This window comes from Acinetobacter sp. LCT-H3 (assembly GCF_001866125.1).
Taxonomy (GTDB): domain Bacteria; phylum Pseudomonadota; class Gammaproteobacteria; order Pseudomonadales; family Moraxellaceae; genus Acinetobacter; species Acinetobacter schindleri.
The window spans coordinates 32,272-47,407 of the sequence record NZ_MODX01000002.1; the positions used below are offsets into that span (position 1 = coordinate 32,272).

Annotated in this window: 14 protein-coding genes and 1 other RNA gene; 5 read left to right on the plus strand and 10 right to left on the minus strand. The window is 43.8% G+C overall.

Annotation, left to right across the window (positions count from 1 at the left end; genetic code table 11):
- Nucleotides 1-390 precede the first annotated feature (390 nt).
- The gene (locus BK820_RS01640; RefSeq protein WP_071319991.1) at nucleotides 391-846 is read left to right on the plus strand and encodes an ABZJ_00895 family protein; all 456 of its coding nucleotides are present in this window, start codon (nucleotides 391-393) and stop codon (nucleotides 844-846) included.
- A gap of 180 nt (nucleotides 847-1,026) precedes the next feature.
- Nucleotides 1,027-1,938 carry a TIGR01777 family oxidoreductase gene (locus BK820_RS01645; protein ID WP_071319904.1) on the plus strand — a complete coding sequence of 304 codons (912 nt, stop codon included), beginning with the start codon at nucleotides 1,027-1,029 and terminating at the stop codon, nucleotides 1,936-1,938.
- Here the strand turns inward: BK820_RS01645 and thiO are convergent.
- Nucleotides 1,918-3,039: a glycine oxidase ThiO gene (gene thiO / locus BK820_RS01650; RefSeq protein ID WP_071319905.1), complete on the minus strand. Its 1,122-nt coding sequence runs from the start codon at nucleotides 3,037-3,039 to the stop codon at nucleotides 1,918-1,920. The genes BK820_RS01645 and thiO overlap by 21 nt on opposite strands.
- A 76-nt stretch (nucleotides 3,040-3,115) precedes the next feature.
- Nucleotides 3,116-4,129 carry a porphobilinogen synthase gene (gene hemB, locus BK820_RS01655; protein WP_071319906.1) on the minus strand — a complete coding sequence of 338 codons (1,014 nt, stop codon included), beginning with the start codon at nucleotides 4,127-4,129 and terminating at the stop codon, nucleotides 3,116-3,118.
- A gap of 107 nt (nucleotides 4,130-4,236) precedes the next feature.
- Here hemB and BK820_RS01660 point away from each other — a divergent pair, with 107 nt between their 5' ends.
- The gene (locus BK820_RS01660) at nucleotides 4,237-4,728 is read left to right on the plus strand and encodes a thioesterase family protein (RefSeq protein WP_071319907.1); all 492 of its coding nucleotides are present in this window, start codon (nucleotides 4,237-4,239) and stop codon (nucleotides 4,726-4,728) included.
- A gap of 50 nt (nucleotides 4,729-4,778) precedes the next feature.
- Here the strand turns inward: BK820_RS01660 and glpK are convergent, their stop codons facing one another.
- Entirely contained in the window at nucleotides 4,779-6,263 is a 1,485-nt protein-coding gene (gene glpK, locus BK820_RS01665) for a glycerol kinase GlpK (RefSeq protein ID WP_071319908.1), read from the minus strand.
- Nucleotides 6,264-6,393: 130 nt separating this feature from the next.
- Between glpK and ssrA the strand changes: the two genes are divergently transcribed.
- Nucleotides 6,394-6,754: a transfer-messenger RNA gene (ssrA, locus tag BK820_RS01670) on the plus strand.
- Between the two features lie 417 nt (nucleotides 6,755-7,171).
- On the opposite strand, the gene BK820_RS01675 is transcribed toward ssrA, so the two are convergent.
- The 5 genes from BK820_RS01675 to fahA are packed head-to-tail and all read right to left on the minus strand — an operon-like array spanning nucleotide 7,172 to nucleotide 11,085.
- Entirely contained in the window at nucleotides 7,172-7,819 is a 648-nt protein-coding gene (locus BK820_RS01675) for a CoA transferase subunit B (protein WP_071319909.1), read from the minus strand.
- A gap of 2 nt (nucleotides 7,820-7,821) precedes the next feature.
- Nucleotides 7,822-8,523 (minus strand): CoA transferase subunit A, encoded by a 702-nt coding sequence (locus tag BK820_RS01680; protein ID WP_071319910.1) that lies wholly within the window; start codon nucleotides 8,521-8,523, stop codon nucleotides 7,822-7,824.
- Between the two features lie 23 nt (nucleotides 8,524-8,546).
- Nucleotides 8,547-9,122 carry a VOC family protein gene (locus BK820_RS01685; RefSeq protein ID WP_004893350.1) on the minus strand — a complete coding sequence of 192 codons (576 nt, stop codon included), beginning with the start codon at nucleotides 9,120-9,122 and terminating at the stop codon, nucleotides 8,547-8,549.
- A gap of 20 nt (nucleotides 9,123-9,142) precedes the next feature.
- Entirely contained in the window at nucleotides 9,143-9,781 is a 639-nt protein-coding gene (gene maiA / locus BK820_RS01690) for a maleylacetoacetate isomerase (RefSeq protein ID WP_071319992.1), read from the minus strand.
- A gap of 20 nt (nucleotides 9,782-9,801) precedes the next feature.
- On the minus strand, nucleotides 9,802-11,085 hold the full coding sequence (gene fahA / locus BK820_RS01695; protein WP_071319911.1) for a fumarylacetoacetase: 1,284 nt from the start codon (nucleotides 11,083-11,085) through the stop codon (nucleotides 9,802-9,804).
- A 188-nt stretch (nucleotides 11,086-11,273) separates the two neighbouring features.
- Here fahA and BK820_RS01700 point away from each other — a divergent pair, with 188 nt between their 5' ends.
- On the plus strand, nucleotides 11,274-12,095 hold the full coding sequence (locus BK820_RS01700) for an IclR family transcriptional regulator (RefSeq protein WP_071319912.1): 822 nt from the start codon (nucleotides 11,274-11,276) through the stop codon (nucleotides 12,093-12,095).
- A gap of 234 nt (nucleotides 12,096-12,329) precedes the next feature.
- On the opposite strand, the gene BK820_RS01705 is transcribed toward BK820_RS01700, so the two are convergent.
- Nucleotides 12,330-13,556: an amino acid aminotransferase gene (locus tag BK820_RS01705; RefSeq protein ID WP_071319913.1), complete on the minus strand. Its 1,227-nt coding sequence runs from the start codon at nucleotides 13,554-13,556 to the stop codon at nucleotides 12,330-12,332.
- A gap of 29 nt (nucleotides 13,557-13,585) precedes the next feature.
- Nucleotides 13,586-14,986, minus strand: coding sequence for an amino acid permease (locus BK820_RS01710; RefSeq protein ID WP_071319914.1), 1,401 nt, complete (start codon nucleotides 14,984-14,986; stop codon nucleotides 13,586-13,588).
- Nucleotides 14,987-15,136: the final 150 nt, after the last annotated feature.

Sequence of the window (15,136 nt, forward strand, 5' to 3'; positions counted from 1 at the left end):
GATCTGAGAAAACCAGTATCGGGTTGGGCAACTACTTTTTATCTGACCCTAATAAGGCAATTTAATTTCTTGTTTTTTATCTATGTTTAAACTGGAGCAATAAGGAATAAAAATTTAGAAGACCAAAAAATAAAGACCGACGATTCGAGTGATGGTGAAATCGTCGGTCAAAGTATGCTGTTTAAGAAAATTTTGGCTGCTATTCAAAACTTTCTGCTGCACACGAGTCTTATTGCTTTAGCAAAGATCAAACAGATTTGTGGATGCCGGTACAAATTTGGTGACCTTGTACCCTATATAACGTCAGCTTTACAGGATCGGTTGACAATACAATGAAAAAAAACTCATTTTTTTTTATACTGACTGCATCCTTTTGTGTGAGTGATGGCTATGGCGCCGCTAAAACGCTATTTTCTCTGGTTTTTTTTAATATGTTTTGTGATGACCTGTATTTGCGGCGTGATTGCAGCCCTAATACCGATGGGAATGGGGGCTGTGCTGACCATGGTGCCGTATCTGGTGGCCATGATCTGGGTATTATTTAAATTTCTTCGTCAGAACCGTCGGGCACCGACACAAGCCGAACGTAAAAAAATCACTTTAGGATTCAGCCTGATTTTCTGGGGGTATAACCTGGCATTTTTATTATTGGGAATTCTGGTCGCAACCCGGTCCAATCCGAATGCCTGGCAGGATTTCATACTGTATCTTCAACAACCGCAGTTTATGAGTGTCGTGGTGATCATGTTCCTGTTGATTGCGATTCCATTGTATCTGCTGACTTACTGGTTCTATGGAAATCAGGCTCAGCGCATGGCCAACAAAATGTTTGGTAGCTCTCAGTAAATTATTTGCACATAAGTGACTAGAACTTTAGTCTAAAAAAAAAGCCTGAAACCCCTTAATATTCAGGCTTGATATCTTTTGCTGTAAGTCATTACGATGAATGGTATTTTTTGATAACTGCAAAGATTGGCCAGTTCAGTACAATGTTTGGGACCTAAGAAAAACAGCGACTGAATAACAATGCATAAGCCTGTCGTACTCATTACCGGAGCTAGTGGTTTTATTGGCCAATATGCGGTCAAACACTTTCTTGGACTAGATTGTCATGTCATTGGCCTGACGCGTGAACACCATCGCTTGGAAATGCATCCAGATTTTCACTGGATCAATGATTTTGATGAACTGCGTACCCGTCAGATTGATTATGTCATTAATCTGGCGGGTGAAAATATCGGTGCAGAGCGCTGGACTGCCGAGCGTAAAGATATTCTCTTACAGAGCCGATTAGACACGACCCGTCAACTCTATGAATTTTTAAAAAAGAATCAGATTTTCCCGAAATGTATTTTGTCTACATCTGCCGTGGGTTATTACGGTATTGATCCTCAAGAACAATGGCAACAGGTGTATACGGAAGAAGCTGCGCCCCAACAGATTTTCATGTCTCAGCTTTGTGCGCAGTGGGAGCAGCTGGCCTTATCCTATACTGATCAGAATACCAAGATTATGCGTTTTGGTGTGGTGCTGGGCAGAAGAGGTGGCATCTTGCCACAAATGCTGATGCCAATCAAAATGAATCTGGTGGGTCGAATCGGGAGTGGCCGGCAGCCATTCGCCTGGGTGCATATCCAGGATCTGCTTAACGTGATGGATTTTCTGCTGCATGAAAAAAGCAACGCTCATATCTTTAATGTGGTTGCGCCTGAGAAAACCAGCCAGCTGCGTTTTAGCCAGACAGCAGCAGAGCTACTGAAGCGTAAACCGCTATTCGCTTTGCCTGGCAGTATTATGCAGTGGATGTTGGGTGAGCAGTCACAACTGATTTTAAATGGTCAGTATGTCCAGCCTAAAGCACTGCAAGATGCTGGCTTTGAATTTGAGTTTCCAAGCATCAAGGAAGCACTCACGGATCTATTGGGCAAGCGCAGTTAAAAGCTGTAACTGATCCGGTGCATAGGCTTGTGAATCCACTAAAGTCGACTGTCCGAACATCAGCTGTCTGAGCAATATAGCAGAAGCAGGCGCCATGCATAAGCCATTGCGGAAATGGCCGAAATTGGCCCAGCCATTTTTCAAATTTGGCAGTTGACCTATATAAGGAATGCCTTGCGGTGAGCCGGGACGTAAGCCAGCCCATTCCTGGACAATCGGGAATTCTGCCAGTTCTGGAACCATCTCAAAACTGGCATCCAGAATTTTCTGACGAATCTCGACAGCAGGCGTGGTATTAAAACCAACTTCGCGCATGCTGGAACCACAGACAATATGCCCATCCTGACGTGGAATCAGGTACATGACCTGATTCATACACATGGTCGGCAGCCAGTGTTCTGGCGTTTTAAACAACACCATCTGTCCCTGAACAGGATGCACTGGGATATCTCTTTTTAGCTGCAGCGACCATTGTGCTGACCATGCGCCGGTGCTGAAGACAAAATGATCTGCTGCAATCCAGTCACCCTGTTCAGTTTGCACCGCATCAATTTGTGCACTACCAATTTTTATTTTCCGAACTGGCGTATGTTCTAGCCAACGCACGTAGGGATGCTGTTTTAAATAATGAATAATGGATTGGAGTAAGCGAGGGTTACGTACATTGGCGATGTGGGGGAAGTACAAAGCATGTTTAAATTCGGATGAAACCTGCGGATTGATCTGCTCAATCTGTTCCTGCTCGATATAAAGCGCTTGCTGCATCGGCTCATGATGTCGTTCAGCATAGTGATAGCCAATGTCGAAATCTTCTTCATCAAAGATCAGCATGCCGGTTTCATGAATTTCAAAATCAATGCCAGTAACTGGTTTTAATTTGTTATTCCAGGCCTGATATAGCGGTTTGGCATATTTGGCCAAGGCATTGACTGCCTGAGGATAACGCCATGGATACATCGGGGAAAGAATACCGCCACCGGCCCAGGAGGCAGCTTTTCCTGCCTGCTGCTGATCCAGAATCGTTACTGAACAGCCCTGTTCAATCAACTCCAGTGCAGTCATGAGTCCATTAATCCCTGCACCGATGATGGCAATATGCATCAGGTTTTAACCCTTATTTTCGAATCTTGTTTAAACCAAAAAAATGCCTTCCTTGAATCAAGAAAGGCATTCCAGACTATTTCATTTCTTTCAGTTTGATTGCAGCTTCTTCCGCAAAGTAAGTCCAGATGCCATCTGCACCAGCACGGCGGCAGCTCATCAATGATTCCAGAATCACGCTGTCAGATAGCCAGCCATTCTGGATTGCACCCGCCAGCATCGCATATTCACCGCTAACCTGATACACGAAGGTTGGAATGCCAAAAGTATCTTTGACTTCACGTACGATATCCAGATAAGGAAGGCCTGGTTTTACAATAACCATGTCGGCACCTTCCTGAATATCCAAGGCGATTTCATGCAGGGCTTCGGCACGGTTGCCGACATCCATCTGGTAATTGTACTTATTGCCGCCTTTCAGGTTGCTTGAAGAACCTACTGCATCACGGAAGGGGCCGTAGAAGCTGGAGGCATATTTGGCAGAGTAGGCCATGATAGACGTATAGATATGACCATTGGCTTCAAAAGCTTCACGAATCGCGCCGATACGGCCATCCATCATGTCACTTGGTGCAAAAATATCCGCACCGGCTTCGGCATGGCTTAAGCCCTGTTTAATCAGACATTCAACCGTTTCCTCATTTAAGACATAACCAGTTTCATCGATAATGCCATCTTGACCATGCGTGGTATAAGGGTCCAATGCACCATCGGTAATCAGTACCATTTCTGGTAATTCTTTTTTCAGCAGGCGAACAGTGGTTTGAACCAGACCATCTTCATGCCATGCTGCTTCAGCAGTCAGACTTTTGTCTTCTTGTGGCGTTACCGGGAACAGCGCTAGTTTGCTGACACCTAACTCAAGCAGGCGTTCAGCTTTTTTCACCAGCAGATCTGCCGAAAGACGCTGAATATTTGGCATACTTGGCACGTCTTGAGTCTGGTTTTGACCCGGTAAAACAAATACTGGATAAATGAGATGATCAGCCATGAGGTGCGTTTCACGAACCATTGAGCGCAGGTGTTCATTTTTACGAATACGACGCATGCGAGTTGCAGGAAACGCGGGACGATTGAACGTATAGGTCATAAAAATCTCATTGATCAATATTAAACTATGGGTATTGTAGTGCCTTAATTTGCATTTAGGGCAAATGGATACATTTTTTTATTTAATCAAGGTTATTCGAGCAAACTATGACGGTAGCAGAGAAAAGTTGGACAGGAAATATTGATTTAGGCTCGAATAAGAATGTTCTATTCAACCAGTTGTGTGATGCTTTTAATGCTTCACCATTCTACCAATATTGCGGTATGCAAATGCGCGTTGTGGATGGACAGATTGAAGCATATGTGGAAATGCAGAAGGATCTGATTGGCAATGTGGCATTCCAGATTTTACATGGTGGTGTGGCTGCCACCATTCTGGATAGTATTGGTGGAATTACCGCAATGGGTGAGCTGTACAAAAAAGCCAGCCCTGAAGAGATGGAAGAAACCAGCAAAAAAGTTTCACGTCTGGCGACTGTGGATATGCGTGTCGACTATCTGGCACCCGGGCGTGGCAAATACTTTACTGCACGTGCAGAAACCCTGCGTCTGGGGCGTAAGGGATGTACCATGCGCATGACCCTGATTAATGATGAAGCTAAACCGATTGCGACTGCGATTGCATCTTATGCTTACTAGAAGCTGAGATAATGAAAAAAACCGCTGAATATTCAGCGGTTTTTTATGGCTTATAAATCTGATTTGGCCCGTTTTAAGGCATTTTGCCATTTGGCCAAGTGAGCTTCACGTTCATCATTTTGCATTTTTGGTTCAAAGGCCTGATCCAGTTGCCAGGACTGGGCAATCTCATCCAGGCTGGAAAATACGCCTGATTTTAAGCCCGCCATCGCCGCAGCACCCCAAGCGGTGGATTCCAGCATTTTTGGACGTAGCACAGGAACATTCAGCAGATCAGCCTGGAACTGCATCAACATATCATTTGAACTTGCGCCACCATCGACACGGAGTTCTTTTAAAGGATGAGCAATATCAGATTGCATTGCAGTTAGAATATCGGATACTTGGAAGGCTATAGATTCTAAAGCAGCACGTGCAATATGGGACTTATTGGTACCGCGTGACATCCCCCAAAGTAAAGCACGTGCTTCACTGTCCCAGTGCGGTGCACCGAGACCAGTAAAGGCAGGTACCAAAACTACGCCGTCTGTATCTGGAACTTTACAGGCCAGTTTTTCTACATCTGAACTTTTTTGAATAATCCCCAGACCATCCCGTAACCATTGCACCACCGCACCCGCCATAAAGATACTGCCTTCCAGTGCGTAGGTCGTGTGACCCTGTGCTTGCCAGGCAAGTGTAGAAAGCAGCTTGTTCTGACTCGGTTGAATATCATGACCAGTATTAAACAGCATAAAACAGCCGGTTCCATAAGTGTTTTTTGCCATGCCGGGTTCAAAACAAGATTGGCCAAACAGGGCAGATTGTTGGTCGCCCAAAATACCGGTAATAGGAATGGTAGCACCTAATAAACCAGGTGCCGTATCTGCAATATGGCAATCGGAGCTGATGATTCTTGGCAGGACTGCAGCTGGAATATTAAACAGATCCAGTAGGCCTTCATCCCAACTTTGAGTTTGCAGATTCATCAGCATGGTACGGGAAGCATTACTGGCTTCAATGACATGTTCAGCGCCTTGGGTCAGGTTCCAGATCAGCCAGCTATCGATGGTGCCAAAAGCGACATGTCCCTGTTCTGCCAAGGCACGTAAACCCTCAGTATTTTCTAATAACCAGACCAGCTTTCCGGCACTGAAATAGGGGTCAATGCGTAGACCGGTTGTTTGTTGTACCTGATCCATCAAGCCTTGCTGAATCAGCTGATTACACCACTCTGTCGCGCGGCGGTCCTGCCAGATAATCGCCGGTGCCAGAGGTTTGCCATTGCGACGGTCCCATACCACAGTGGTTTCACGCTGATTGGTAAGTCCAATCGCTTTAATGTCTTTTGCTAGAACTCCCGTAGAAGCGATCGCTTGCTGAACCACACCAATTTGGGTAGTCCAAATTTCTAAGGCATCTTGCTCGACCCAACCCGAACGAGGAGTTTGAATATGTGTTTCTTTTTGAGCTGTCGCTTGAACCTGTCCATGTTCATTAAAAATAATTGCACGACTAGACGTCGTTCCCTGATCAAGGGCCAATAAATAGCTCATAATTTTTTTAAATACTGACTTGAATTTTTAAATATTAGCGCAATTATGTAATCAGGCGTATTCAAAAGTGTATTTGTGTAGAAAATGCATCGTATTTTTTACCAGTTATGCTATGATTGCTCCGTACTTTGGGGGTGTTCTTGGCTTCGACGCTGATGATGAAACTCATAGATGCATGCCGAGAGCGCATTTTCTCTCGTAAATAAAATTTGCATTTTAATAGTCGCAAACGACGAAACTTACGCTCTAGCTGCCTAAGGGCAGCTTGTCCGCATCCCTGAATACTTGTGGTTAGGGGTCCCGACTGAAGCGAACGCACACAAGTCCGTATGAAATCAAGCCTTGGGGTTTCGTACTAAATCTTAAAGGATCGCGATTTGTACCCTGTTCGTCGGGTCACAAAGAGCTAAACCAATAGACGATATCTAAGCATGTAGTATTCTCGAGCGTAATGTTGGCGGACGCGGGTTCAACTCCCGCCACCTCCACCAAAATTCTTCTTATAAAAAAGCCACTTATATAAGTGGCTTTTTTTATTAAGTATTTTTTCTACTAATTAAAATTTTATTATCATCATTATCTTTAGTGATCACTTTAAATATAAATTAGTGTGAAAGTAATTCTGAATCTTAAATTTTATAAGTTTTATTGAGCTTAATAAAAAACAATAAACCGAAAAAAATAGTTTTTCTGCAAACTTATTTGAATAGAAATAAAGATAATTTTATTTGATCCAATAAAGTGAATTACATTCATAAGATTTTATTGGGATTTTTAAAATTATACGGCAAAAGTATGAATATTATAGAAAAATATGCTTTATCTTCGGTGTGATTACGATGCTAAAGCACTATTTCAGAAGATAATCAAAGCAGCTTCCTCTGCTTTGATTATTCAGTAGAAACAGATCAGGCAGCTTCAAGTGCATCCGTAATCATCTTCACCCCAGTCGCAGCTTTAATCTGCTCAAACGTGACATCTTGGGCCAGTTCTATTAAGACTATTCCTCTTGAAGTAATATCCATAACACCGAGATCACTGATAATCCGGTTGACCACACCTTTACCTGTTAGCGGCAAAGTACATTGAGGAACGATTTTCGAGGTACCATCTTTAGCCGTGTGTTCCATTAGGACTACGACTTTCTGCACACCGGCTACCAGATCCATGGCACCGCCCATACCTTTGACTTTCTTGCCTGGAATCATCCAGTTTGCCAGATCACCCTTTTCGGAAACTTCCATTGCCCCCAGAATCGCAATATTGACATGTCCACCGCGAATCATGGCAAAGGAATCCGCACTGGAAAAGAAGGCAGCACCTTTACGGACAGTCACCGTCTGTTTACCTGCATTAATTAGATCTGCATCAACGGTTTCTACAGTTGGAAATTCATCAATGCCTAACAGGCCATTTTCAGACTGGAGCCAGACGTTGATATCGTCCGGAATATGGTTGGCCACCAATGTTGGTAAACCGATACCAAGATTGACATAGATCCCATCTTCCAGTTCCTGTGCCGCACGCTGAGCCATTTCATTTCGAGTCCAAGCCATGATTATGCTCCTGCCTTTAAGGTCATCTGCTCAATGCGCTTTTCCGGTGAAGCATTGACGATGATTCGATTGACATAAATTCCAGGTAGATGAATATCATCCGGATCAAGTTCACCAATTTCTACAACCTGTTCAACTTCAGCCACAGTGATTTTTCCGGCCATAGCACATTCAGGATTGAAATTACGGGCGGTTTTACGAAAGACCAAATTGCCAGCCTTATCCGCTTTATAGGCTTTAACCAATGCCACATCTGCGGTTAATGACTTTTCCAGAATAAACTTTTTGCCATCAAACTCACGGACTTCTTTGCCTTCGGCAACCAAAGTACCTACACCTGTTTGAGTGTAGAAAGCAGGAATTCCAGCACCGCCCGCACGCAGTTTTTCTGCCAGTGTACCTTGAGGAGTCAGTTCTACTTCCAGTTCACCATTTAGATATTGGCGTTCAAATTCCTTGTTCTCACCGACGTAAGAAGAAATCATCTTTTTGATCTGCTTGGTCTGTAGCAATTTACCCAAACCAAAGTCATCCACCCCTGCATTATTAGAAATACAGGTGAGGCCAGTGACACCGGTATTTTTTAAGGCTTCTATGAGTGCTTCAGGAATGCCGCATAAACCAAATCCACCGACCGCCAGTATTTGATGATCTGCCACGATATCCGCTAAAGCTTCCTGAGCATTCGCAACGACTTTATTCATCAGAAATCCCTTCCTTTAAAAATTTAAGCATCCATCTTGGCTTCGCGAGCGCTCTGGTCTAATTCATCCGCATGCAAGAAGTGTGTATGTGAAGGTGCGCGTTTGGTTTTGCTCCATTGTTCCAGCATGTCATACTTCATTGCTTCGGTAATCATGGCAATTTTCTGGTGTGCTTTTTCATCATCATAAGCCAGTTCCAGACGATGACCATTTGGATCGAAGAAGTAAATCGAATGGAAAATGCCATGATTGGTAATGCCCAGTACATCTACGCCATTGGCTTCCAAATGTTCTTTGGCCTGAACTAATGCCTGACGATCCTTCACTTTTAAGGCAATGTGCTGTACCCATTTCGGGGTATTTTCATCACGGCCCATTTCCGGTTGGGTTGGCAGTTCAAAGAAGGCCAGGACATTGCCATTACCTGCGTCCAGAAACAGATGCATATACGGGTCGAAAGCCTTGGTAGATGGCACATGATCCTCGGCAAAAGCCAGAATAAAGTCCATATTCAGATTTTTTTTGTACCACTCTACGGTTTCTTTGGCATCTTTACAGCGGTAGGCGACATGGTGGATTTTTTCAATTTGAATGGTCATACTTATATCCTTATATATTCTTATGCTGCATCAGGCTGCGCTTCAGGTGCAGCTTTTTGAAATGCATCTAGTGAATTGCAATGTTCATAAATCGATTCAATTTTCGGAAAATCAGAAAGATCGATGTTGAAACGTTTGGCGTTATACACTTGTGGAATCAGACAGCAATCTGCAAGGCTTGGCTGATTTCCAAAACAGAATTGGCCATTTGAATGCGTTAATTGAGCTTCAAGCGCTTTTAAGCCCGTAATGACCCAGTGTCTGTACCATTCGGTTTTCTGTTCATCGCTGGCATTCAGGGTTTTACTGAGATATTGAAGTACACGCAGGTTATTTAATGGATGAATGTCACAAGTAATATTCAGACTGAAGGCCCGAATCAGCGCACGCTGTTGCAAATTCTTGGGCAACAGGGGAGTTTCTGGAAATTTTTCTTCCAGATATTCAATCATGCTGAGCGACTGAGTCAGCGTGAAATCATCTTCGATTAAGGCAGGGACCAGCTCACTCGGATTGACCTGACGAAACGTTTCACTATGCTGTTCGCCACCATTGTTCACCAGATGAACCGGAATATGTTCTGCTTCGAGTCCTTTCAGGTGGAGCGCAATACGAACCCGGTAAGCGGCTGAACTGCGAAAATAGGTATATAGTTTAATGATCATGATTTCACTCCAGCTTATTCACTAAAACCGAAATCAAGCGCTGGCAGAATTTTGCCGCTCACAGCACCGAAACCGATACGAAGGCCATCTTTTTCACAATGGCCTTTCATGATTACGGTGTCGCCGTCCTGAATGAAAGTGCGCTGTTCACCATTCGACAAGGTAAGTGGCTTGGTGGCATTCCAGGTAATTTCCAGTAATGAACCATAAGAGTCTGGCGTAGAGCCGGAAATCGTGCCTGAACCCATCAGATCACCAACCTGTACATTACAGCCTGCTATGGTGTGATGAGCTAGCTGCTGTGCCATTGACCAGTACATATATTTAAAATTGGTCTTACAGATCACATCTGCTTGATCTGAATGTTCAGGCTGGATCTCGACAGACAGATTGATGTCATAGCTATTGCTACTGTTGTCTTCACGCAGATAAGTCAGAGGTTTGGGATCTTGAACTGGTGAACTGGTTTTAAACGGTTCAAGTGCTTCCAAAGTGACGACCCATGGCGAGATCGAAGAAGCGAAAGTTTTGGCATTGAATGGACCTAGGGGCACATATTCCCATTGCTGCAAATCGCGCGCCGACCAGTCATTAAATAGCACCATACCAAAAATATGGTCCCAGGCATTTTCAATTGCAATTGGCTTACCTAGATGATTTGGCTTGCCAATAATAAAACCGGTTTCCAGTTCGAAGTCGAGTTTGCGGCATGCAGAAAAGACTGGACGTTCAGAATCCGGTAATTTGATCTGTCCGGATGGACGCACGATTTCTGTACCGCTAACAATTACGGAGCTGGCACGACCGTTATAACCAACCGGAAGTTCTGACCAGTTGGCTAACAGTGCATTTTTCGGATCACGGAACATACAGCCAACATTGGTGGCATGCTCTTTAGATGAATAGAAATCGGTATAACCCGGGATATACACCGGCAGATGCATTTTGACATCTGACTGTTTAAAGAAAACCTGATCACGGAGTTCCTGATTGTCACGCAATTCGGCATGATCGGCTGACAATAATGCTTGTAACTCTGCTCGTACTTTAGACCAGTTGGCTTTACCCGACTCAATAAAGGCATTCAGAGTCGGCTGGTTAAAAAATTGCTGGCCTTGTTCCAGCTTTAAATAACCCTTTGCTTCCAATGCTGCCAGGTCAACCACCCATTCTCCAAGTGCAACTCCGGCACGTGGTTGAGCATTCTGCTTATCACTGAAAATACCATAAGGCAGGTTTTCTAAAGGGAAATCTGAATCAGGAGCGATGTCGACAAATGACTTTAAACGCGTCGTCATAAATATGGATCCTTTCCGTGGAAAATTTAAGTGCTATACAGAATCATACTTATATTTTTAAATTACGCAATAAATAATTTGATTATGAATAATGTAAATTTGTTAAAATGCCGCTATGATCTGAATCTGGAATCAGATTTGGCTGAGCAAGATTTCTGATTTCAGTAGTACAATGGCTTGATAGAACCATGAAAATTAATGCGTATATGCAGGATGAAACGATGAACGTTGAGGAAGAAAAATTACAGGGAGGGGTGCAGTCTCTAGAAGTAGGATTAACTGTGCTCGATGCATTGACTGAACATAATGCACCAATGATGTTAAAAGAGCTGTCAGAAGTCCTGTCCATGCATCCTGCAAAAGTGCATCGTTATGTGGTGAGTCTGATACGTAAAGGTTATGCCCAGCAGCTCAGTGACGGGCGTTATGGCCTGGGTGAGCGTGCTCACGCATTTGGCGTCAATGCCTTAAAACGTACCGATATGCTGGTATTAACCCAAAAATATATTGCGCAGATTCAGCAGCATTTAAATTGCAGTATTCATGTCAGTAAATGGTTTGCTGATGGTGCTGTCGTGGTTCAGTCGCTTGAATCCAATCATGTATTTAATATTATTACCCGGGTCGGCTCGCGTATGCCTTTGCTAAAGTCAGCAACTGGCCGTTTACATGCCTGCCTTCAGCCAGAACACATCATCAAGCCTTTGCTGGAAAAAGAGTGGGCAAGTAGTGCTAAAGCAGGTCAATATCCTGCGAACTGGGAAGAATTCTTGCAACTTAAAGAGAAAATTCTACAGCAGGGCTATGCTTCAGTAACCGGCGATATGATGGCAGGCATCCATGCGGTGGCGATTCCAGTATATAACTTCAGTCGACAGCTTGATCATGTTATTACCTGTATTGGCACCGAAGACCAGTTGCCAGCAGACCAGATGCAACAGGCTATTGATTATCTGCTCGGGATTCAGCAACAGATTGATGCCTTGTTTAATCCAGAGGTCGCTGTCTAACACTTTCACTGATTGCATATCACTTATAATCATTTCATAGATCCAGACCTGATTGAGGTACTGGATCTTTTTTTATCAAGATTTTGATCGCTAAATAGGATTAAAAATGATTTTATTTTTGCAACACAAAACCAAGATGATCACTCGCTTTTAATTTAAAAAAAGAATAAAGCAAGATCCATAAAAAAGCCTTCCAATATTAGAATTAGAAGGCTTCTAACAACTTAATTATTTCTAAGCAATCAACGGTTCAGCTTCACTTTGCATTTTAATCACAGCTGCCATCGACTCGGCAACATAATCAATATTGCTTAGGTTCAGGCCCGCCGTACACATCCGGCCACTACGAACCAGATAAATCCCGTGATGCTGTTTTAACAGATCCACCTGATCAGCAGTGAGGCCGGTATAACTAAACATGCCTTGCTGCTGGGTCAGGTAAGTAAAATCCAGCTCCGGTAGCGCCTCGGATAATTTTGCTTTGAGTAAGCCACGCATGCGTGAAATACGCTGGCGCATTTCTTCAACTTCAGTTTGCCATTGCTTAAACAGTTCAGGATCATTTAACACCTGACTGACCAATAGAGCGCCATTGGCCGCTGGACTTGAATAAATCCGGCGAACTGTAGCTTTTAACTGCCCTAAAACATTTTGCGCACTGGTGGAATCATCACAGACGAAACTTAAGCTACCAATACGTTCTCCGTATAAAGAGAAGATTTTGGAAAATGAATGGCTGACGATAAAATTCATACCGGCCTGATCGAGTGCACGGATGGCATAAGCATCCTGTTCCAACCCTTGACCAAAACCTTGATACGCCATATCCAGGAAAGGAATTAAAGATTGGGCTTTTAAAACTTCAATGACTTGATCCCACTCATGCGGCTGTAAGTCGGCCCCGGTCGGGTTATGACAACATGGATGTAATAACACAATACTTTGAGCGGGCAGCTGTTTTAAGCAATCCAGCATCGCCGGGACATTAACGGCGTTGGTCTCTGCGTCATAATAAGGATAGAAATGGGTCTGAATACCAGCGCCATTAAAGATGGCAATATGGTTTTCCCAAGTCGGCTGGCTCACCCAGATTTCAGATTCTGGAAAATATTTTTTCAAAAAGTCAGCGCCGACTTTTAGCGCACCTGAGCCGCCCAAGGTCTGAATCGTGACTACACGGCCTTGCTCGCGGGCAGGGCTGGAAGTTCCAAAAATTAATTCCTGTGCAGCCTGGTTAAAGCTGTTCAGACCATCCATCGGCAAGTAAACACGAACTTTATTATAGTCAGGGGTCAGGTAAGTATAGGCTTTTTGCACTGAGTCTAGCTGCGGCACGATATTATCTTCGTTGTAATACAGGCCGATGCTTAAGTTAACTTTGTTATTACGCTGATCTTTGTTGAATTCTTCCATTAAAGAGAGAATCGGATCGCCGGCATAAGTATCAATATGTTGAAACATGAATCTATCCTAATCTAATCAATAAGCGATTACGCTTCTGGTAAAGAGCTAATTTTGCTGTTGTCTAACATTGCAGTCTGAGATTCCTGTTTGCGCTTAAAGAAGTAGGCAACCGAGAGAATACCAATCCAGACCGGAATCATGATGACAGCAACGCGCATGTCCGGGGTGCTGCTCATAATCAGCAGAATACCGCCCATAAATGCGATACATAAATAGTTGGTGAATGGATAAGCCACACTTGGAAAATTGGTTCTAGTCTGCGTACGATTCATGGAGGTCTTGAATTTCAAATGAGTATAGGAAATAACAAGCCAGTTAATCACGATGGCAGCAACCACCAGCATCATCAACATGCTAAAGGCTTTTTCCGGCACCAGATAATTTAATAAAACGCACATCAAGGTGAAAAACGCTGAAACCATCACCGCATTCACAGGGATGCCACGCTGATTAATCTTGCTTAAGAACTTCGGCGCATTACCTTGCTGGGCTAAACCTAACAGCATACGGCTGGTACAGTAATTAGTACTGTTATATACCGAAACCGCCGCGGTTAACACCACGAAATTCAAAACTCCGGCAACTGTCTGACTGCCGAGAGAATCAAAAATCAGCACGAAAGGACTGCCGCCTTGCGCCATCATGTTCCAAGGGTAAAGTGATAAAATCACTACCAGACTCAGGATATAAAATAACAGGACACGGTAGACAATTTGATTGACTGCTTTAGGCAAAGTCTTTTTCGGATTATCAGTTTCTGCTGCTGCAATGCCGACCAGTTCAATGCCGCCAAAAGCAAACATGATCATGGCCATCGCCATAATCAGGCCCATGATTCCATTCGGGAAGAAGCCGCCGAGTTGCCATAAATTTTCCAGACTGGACTGGCTATGGCCGCTACCACTGGCAAGCAGGTAACTGCCGAACGCAATCATGGCAATAATTGCACCAACTTTAATGATCGCCAGCCAGAACTCCATTTCACCGAATAATTTCACGTGAAGCAAATTAATGATATTGATGAAAATGAAGAAGCCGAGGGCAGAGACCCAGGTCGGAATTTCTGGCCACCAGTAATGGATATAAAGACCGACGGCACTTAATTCGGCCATACACACCAGAATATTCAGTACCCAATAATTCCAGCCAGACATAAATCCGGCAAACTTGCCCCAGTATTTATAAGCGAAATGGCTAAAAGAACCGCTGACAGGTTCATGTACAATCATTTCACCCAACTGGCGCATCATTAGAAAAGCAATCAAGCCTGCAATGGCATAACCCAGAATAACGGAAGGCCCGGCCAGCTTGATGGTTTGTGAGATGCCGAGAAACAGGCCGGTACCAATGGAACCACCCAGTGCAATAAGTTGAATATGCCGGTTACTTAAACCCTTTTTCAGGTTTCCTTGTTCAATATGCTGCATTTTTATTCATCATCCATGTGAGATTAAGTACTGAACAGTGATGATGGGCTTTATTATTTTTATACCGTCATCGGTGCAGAATCTTAAGTTTTATATAAGCGTATATGTTGAAGCAGAGGCAGTAATACCGATGCATATGACACTATAGGC

Bases quoted from the DNA above. Each gene is read 5' to 3' on its own strand.
- BK820_RS01640 (WP_071319991.1), top strand. From the start codon at position 391: ATGGCGCCGCTAAAACGCTATTTTCTCTGGTTTTTTTTAATATGTTTT.
- BK820_RS01645 (WP_071319904.1), top strand. From the start codon at position 1,027: ATGCATAAGCCTGTCGTACTCATTACCGGAGCTAGTGGTTTTATTGGC.
- thiO (WP_071319905.1), bottom strand. From the start codon at position 3,039: ATGCATATTGCCATCATCGGTGCAGGGATTAATGGACTCATGACTGCA.
- hemB (WP_071319906.1), bottom strand. From the start codon at position 4,129: ATGACCTATACGTTCAATCGTCCCGCGTTTCCTGCAACTCGCATGCGT.
- BK820_RS01660 (WP_071319907.1), top strand. From the start codon at position 4,237: ATGACGGTAGCAGAGAAAAGTTGGACAGGAAATATTGATTTAGGCTCG.
- glpK (WP_071319908.1), bottom strand. From the start codon at position 6,263: ATGAGCTATTTATTGGCCCTTGATCAGGGAACGACGTCTAGTCGTGCA.
- BK820_RS01675 (WP_071319909.1), bottom strand. From the start codon at position 7,819: ATGGCTTGGACTCGAAATGAAATGGCTCAGCGTGCGGCACAGGAACTG.
- BK820_RS01680 (WP_071319910.1), bottom strand. From the start codon at position 8,523: ATGAATAAAGTCGTTGCGAATGCTCAGGAAGCTTTAGCGGATATCGTG.
- BK820_RS01685 (WP_004893350.1), bottom strand. From the start codon at position 9,122: ATGACCATTCAAATTGAAAAAATCCACCATGTCGCCTACCGCTGTAAA.
- fahA (WP_071319911.1), bottom strand. From the start codon at position 11,085: ATGACGACGCGTTTAAAGTCATTTGTCGACATCGCTCCTGATTCAGAT.
- BK820_RS01700 (WP_071319912.1), top strand. From the start codon at position 11,274: ATGAAAATTAATGCGTATATGCAGGATGAAACGATGAACGTTGAGGAA.
- BK820_RS01705 (WP_071319913.1), bottom strand. From the start codon at position 13,556: ATGTTTCAACATATTGATACTTATGCCGGCGATCCGATTCTCTCTTTA.
- BK820_RS01710 (WP_071319914.1), bottom strand. From the start codon at position 14,986: ATGCAGCATATTGAACAAGGAAACCTGAAAAAGGGTTTAAGTAACCGG.